General features: G+C 72.8%; 5 protein-coding genes. 3 read left to right on the top strand and 2 right to left on the bottom strand.

What is annotated here, in order from left to right; all coding sequences use genetic code 11:
* Window positions 1-817: pyridoxal-phosphate dependent enzyme (locus VET29_RS34940; protein ID WP_324928851.1), on the bottom strand; the 817-nt coding region annotated here is incomplete at its 3' end.
* Window positions 818-918: 101 nt separating this feature from the next.
* On the opposite strand from VET29_RS34940, the gene VET29_RS34945 reads away from it, so the two are divergent.
* Window positions 919-1,947: a methionine synthase gene (locus VET29_RS34945; RefSeq protein WP_324928853.1), complete on the top strand. Its 1,029-nt coding sequence runs from the start codon at window positions 919-921 to the stop codon at window positions 1,945-1,947.
* A gap of 20 nt (window positions 1,948-1,967) precedes the next feature.
* On the opposite strand, the gene VET29_RS34950 is transcribed toward VET29_RS34945, so the two are convergent.
* A complete protein-coding gene (locus VET29_RS34950) occupies window positions 1,968-3,371 on the bottom strand; it encodes an MFS transporter (protein ID WP_324928855.1) in 1,404 nt (467 codons plus the stop codon).
* A gap of 112 nt (window positions 3,372-3,483) precedes the next feature.
* Here VET29_RS34950 and VET29_RS34955 point away from each other — a divergent pair, with 112 nt between their 5' ends.
* Window positions 3,484-4,023 carry a helix-turn-helix domain-containing protein gene (locus tag VET29_RS34955; protein ID WP_324928857.1) on the top strand — a complete coding sequence of 180 codons (540 nt, stop codon included), beginning with the start codon at window positions 3,484-3,486 and terminating at the stop codon, window positions 4,021-4,023.
* Window positions 4,020-4,550: hypothetical protein (locus VET29_RS34960; protein WP_324928860.1), on the top strand; the 531-nt coding region annotated here is incomplete at its 3' end. The genes VET29_RS34955 and VET29_RS34960, both read left to right, overlap by 4 nt.

Genomic DNA, 4,550 nt, shown 5'->3' on the forward strand with positions numbered 1-4,550 from the left:
CGATGCCGGCCTGCCAGGCCGCGAACGGGACCGCGCCGGCGGGTTCGACCGCCAGCCGGAACTCCTCCCACAGGCGGTCGCGGGCGGCGAGGATCTGCTGGTCCGACACCAATACCGAGGACGCCGCGCGCAGGATCGCGAACGGGACGTCGCCGACGCGGGTCGCGCCGAGGGCGGACACGGCCACCGAGTCCACCGACGAGTCGACGGGGTGGCCCGCCGCCAGCGCGTCGTGGAACGCCTGGCAGCCCTCCGGTTCCACGGCGACCACGTGCCGGCCGCCCGCGCCGAGCACCGTTCCCGCGCCCAGCCCGCCGCCGCCAACCGCGACCACGAGGGTGTCCACCTCCGGCACGTCGGCCACGACCTCCGCCGCGCACGTGCCCTGGCCGGCCACCACCAGCGGGTGGTCGTAGGCCGGCACGTAGAACGAGTCCGGTACCGCCATCGCCGCCGCCGCGGCCTCCGCGTACGTCGCGCCGTGGCGGATCAGCTTCGCGCCCGTCGCCTCGATGCGCCTGGCCTTCGCCGCCAGCACGGACTCCGGCGTGTACACCGTCACCGGCAGGTTCAGCAGGGACGCGGCGGTCGCGACGGCCAGGCCGTGGTTGCCGCCGGACGCCGTCACCACCCGCTCAGGGCGCTCGTCCTCGCCCAGGAGGGCGTTCAGCGCGCCTCGCACCTTGAACGACCCCGTCAGCTGGAGCTGCTCCAGCTTCAGCACGGCCTGCCGGCCCTCGACCTCGACCCGCATGACCGGGGTGCGCCGCACGTACGGCCTGATGCGTTCCGCCGCTGCGGCCACGTCTGAAACCATGTCACCACCGTAGCCGCCGGGGGACGGCGAAGTTGATCTCCAACATCGCCTCCGGGTTCGGCGCACTGCGGCCCTTCGCCGTGCGCCGCTAGATTGTGGCGGTGCCAGCACAGTTTCCGGCCGCCGCCGCGACCGCCATCGGGTCCATGCCGGGGACCGATCCGGTCGAGGCGGCCGCCGTCGTCGTCGGTGAGCTGCCCGACCTCCCGCACCTGCCCGAGCTGCCGCGCCGCGGCCTGGGTGCCGACCTGGTCGGGCGGACCGCCGCGCTGCTCGTCGACCTGGCGGTGGAGGTGGTTCCGTCGGCGTACCGGGTGACGACGCGGCCCGGCACCGACCACCGCACGGCCGTCGACCACCTGCGACGGGACCTGGACGCGTTCGAGGAGGCGGTGGAGCAGGCCCGGCCCGGCCTGGTGAAGGTGCAGGTGGCGGGGCCGTGGACGCTGACGTCCGAGGTCGAGCTGCCGCGCGGGCACCGGGTGCTGACCGACCAGGGCGCGTTGCGGGACTTCACCGAGTCGCTGGCGGAGGGTCTGACCCGGCACGTGGCGGAGGTCCGCAAGCGAACCGGGGCCGAGGTGGTCGTGCAACTAGACGAGCCGTCGCTCCCGGCGGTGCTGGCGGGTGCGCTGCGGACCCCGTCGGGGCTGAGCACGGTTCCCGCCGTCGCGGACCCGGACGCCCGCGACGTGCTGGCGGCGGTCATCGACGCGGCGCGGGCGGCGACCAACCAGCCGGTGATCGTGCACTGCTGTGCGCCCAGGCCGCCGGTGGCCCTGTTCCGTGGCGCGGGCGCCGACGCGGTGGCGCTGGACGCGACGCTGCTGGAGGGCACGCCGGCCGTGTACACCGACCAGCTGGGCGAGGCGTGGGACGACGGTTGTGTGTTCCTGCTGGGCCTGCTCCCGAGCACCGACCCGAAGCGCCCCCTGACCCTGCACGACGCCGCACGGCCGGCCCTGGAGCTGGTCGACCGCCTCGGTTTCCCCCGCACGATCCTGGCCGACCGCGCCGTCCCGACCCCGACCTGCGGCCTGTCCGGCGCGACGGCGGGATGGGCCCGGCGAGCACTGGAACTGGCCCGTGACCTGGGCAAGGCCTTCGTGGAACCGCCCGAGTCGTGGTGACCCGGGCGGTGCCACCCCCCTTACCGCCGGCGGAAGGTCAGCGCCACCAGGAACGTCAGCAGCACGATCCCCGCTGACGCCGCCCAGGCCGACGTCGCCGCGGTCACCACCGCGTCCGTGCCGGTCAACCCCCGCGCCGCCGACCCCGCGATCGTCACCAGGATCGCCAACCCGAGCGTCGAGCCGATCTGCTGCATCGTCTGCAGCGCCCCGCCCGCCGCGCCGGCGTCGGCCGGCGGCACGGTCGCCATGATCAGAATGTTCAGCGGCGCGAACGCCATCCCGCCACCGATCCCCATCAGGATCATCGGCCCCAGGATCGCCGGCACGTACGACGAGTCCGCCGACAGCAGCGACATCCACCACAACCCGGCCGCCATCAGCAGCGAACCCGTCAGCGCCAGCGGCTTCGGGCCGGTCCGCGCCAGCAACCGCGGGATCAGCCGGGACATCCCGAAGATCCCCACCGCCATCGGCAGGAACGCGAAACCGGTCGTCAGCGCCCGGTAGTGGTCGACCTCCTGCAGGAACTGCGTCATGAAGAAGAACGCCGACATCATCGACAGCGGCCCGAGGAAGAAGTTGGTGTACGCGGCCGCCCGGTTCCGGTCGCGGAACAGCCGCAGCGGCAGCATCGGGTTCGCCACCCGCGCCTGCGACACCACGAACGCGACCACCAGCACACCGCCGGCCACCAGCGGCAACACCGCCGCCGTCGTGCCCCAGCCCTTCTCGGCCGCCTGGATGAACCCGTAGACCAGCGACGCCACCCCGACCGTCGCCAGCCCGGCGCCCACCAGGTCCAGCCGCGCCGGATGGCGCTCCGGCTCCGAGATGTACCGGGCGCCGAACGCCAGCACGACCAGCCCCAGCGGCACGTTGATGAACATGACCGAACGCCACGTCAGCCACTCGGTCAGGAACCCGCCGAGGATCAGCCCGATGGCGAACCCCGAGCTGGACATCGCCGAGAACAGGGACAGCGCACGCACTCTGGCCTGCGGCTGGGTGATCGTGCTGGTGATCAACGCGATCGTGCTCGGACCGGCCAGCGCGGCCCCCACGCCCTGCACGATCCGCGCCGCGATCAGCAACCCGGCCGAGTCCGCCAGCCCGCCGGCGAGCGACGCGGCCGTGAACACCGCGATCCCGGCCAGGAACATCCGCCGCCGGCCGAACATGTCACCCAGCCGGCCGCCGAGCAGCAGCAGACCGCCGAACACCAGCGTGTACGCGTTCATCACCCACGACAGGCCGGCCGGCGTGAAGCCCAGGTCCCCGCGGATGCGGGGGAGGGCCACGTTCATCACGGTCGCGTCCAGCATGAGCATCAGCTGGCACGTCAGTAGCAGCGCCAGCGCGACGCCGGGTCTGGCCGCGACCGGCCTGGCCGGCGCCAGTGTCGTTTCAGTGGAGACAGACAAGACTCACCCCTAAGCGGAGAAACTCTCCAGTTTGATTGGGCTAGCATATGGAGAGCATCTCCGGATGCGCAAGACTAACCGGAGAATCTCTCCGAATGGAAGGGGTGCATCGATGCGCGCCGACGCTCGCCGCAACTACGAGCTCATCGTGGCCACGGCGCGCGAGGTGTTCTTCGAGCACGGCGTCGACGCGCCGCTCGACGACATCGTCAAGCGGGCCGGCATCGGCGCGGGCACCCTCTACCGGCACTTCCCGACCCGGGACGTGCTCGTCGAGGCGGTCTACCGCCAGGAGATCGAGGACATCGCGCAGCGTGCACGGCAGCTCGCCAAGGAGCTGCCGCCGGAGGAGGCGCTCGCCGAGTGGCTGCGCGCGATGGTCCGGTTCCACGTCGACCGGTCCGACCTGACCGCGGCGCTGAAGGCGGCGATCGACGAGGACTCGGAGACCTTCCGGTACTGCAAGGGCACGCTGCGGGACGCGGCGTGGGAGCTGCTCTCGCCGGCCCAGGCCGCCGGCATCGTCCGTGCCGACCTGGAGTCGGTCGACCTGATGCGGCTGTCCCACGGCCTCGGGGCGAGCGTCAAGCACGCCGACGCGGCGGCCAGGGAGCGCATGCTGTCGGTCGTGATGAACGGGTTGCGGCCGTGAAGCTCTTCCGCCGCGAGGAGAAGCCTGTTTCTTCCCCAGCGCGGCCGAGCCCGGCCGCGCTGGCGACGGAGTTCTGGCACGGCTGGTACGACCTGCTGCCCGAGGTGTCCTCGGCGCTCGGTGACCGCGAGCCCCAGCGCGTGGAGAACCAGCTGTGCGACCTGGTCGCCGCACTCCACCCCGAACTGCACTTCTCGCTGGAACGCGGGCAGCGCGCCGTCTACGCGCTCGTCGTCACCGGCCAGGAGGACCCCGGGCTGCGCCGGTACACCGACGCGTGGCGCGCCGCCGCCCCGCCCGAGGACGCGATCTGGGAGTACCACGACTCGGTCCCGCCCGTGCCCGACCCGACGCTGGTGACCGTGAACCTCGGCGCGCACCGGATTCCCCTCCGGGACGTCCGCGTGGTCGCGCAGGTCGACGGCGACGTCGTCGACGTGGCGGTCTACCACCCGGAGATGGCGGCACTGGACCAGGCGGCCCGCGACGCGATGACCTACCTCCCGCTGGACGCGGCGCTGGGGGAG

The sequence above is a fragment of the Actinophytocola sp. genome, assembly GCF_035634895.1.
Lineage (GTDB): Bacteria > Actinomycetota > Actinomycetes > Mycobacteriales > Pseudonocardiaceae > Actinophytocola.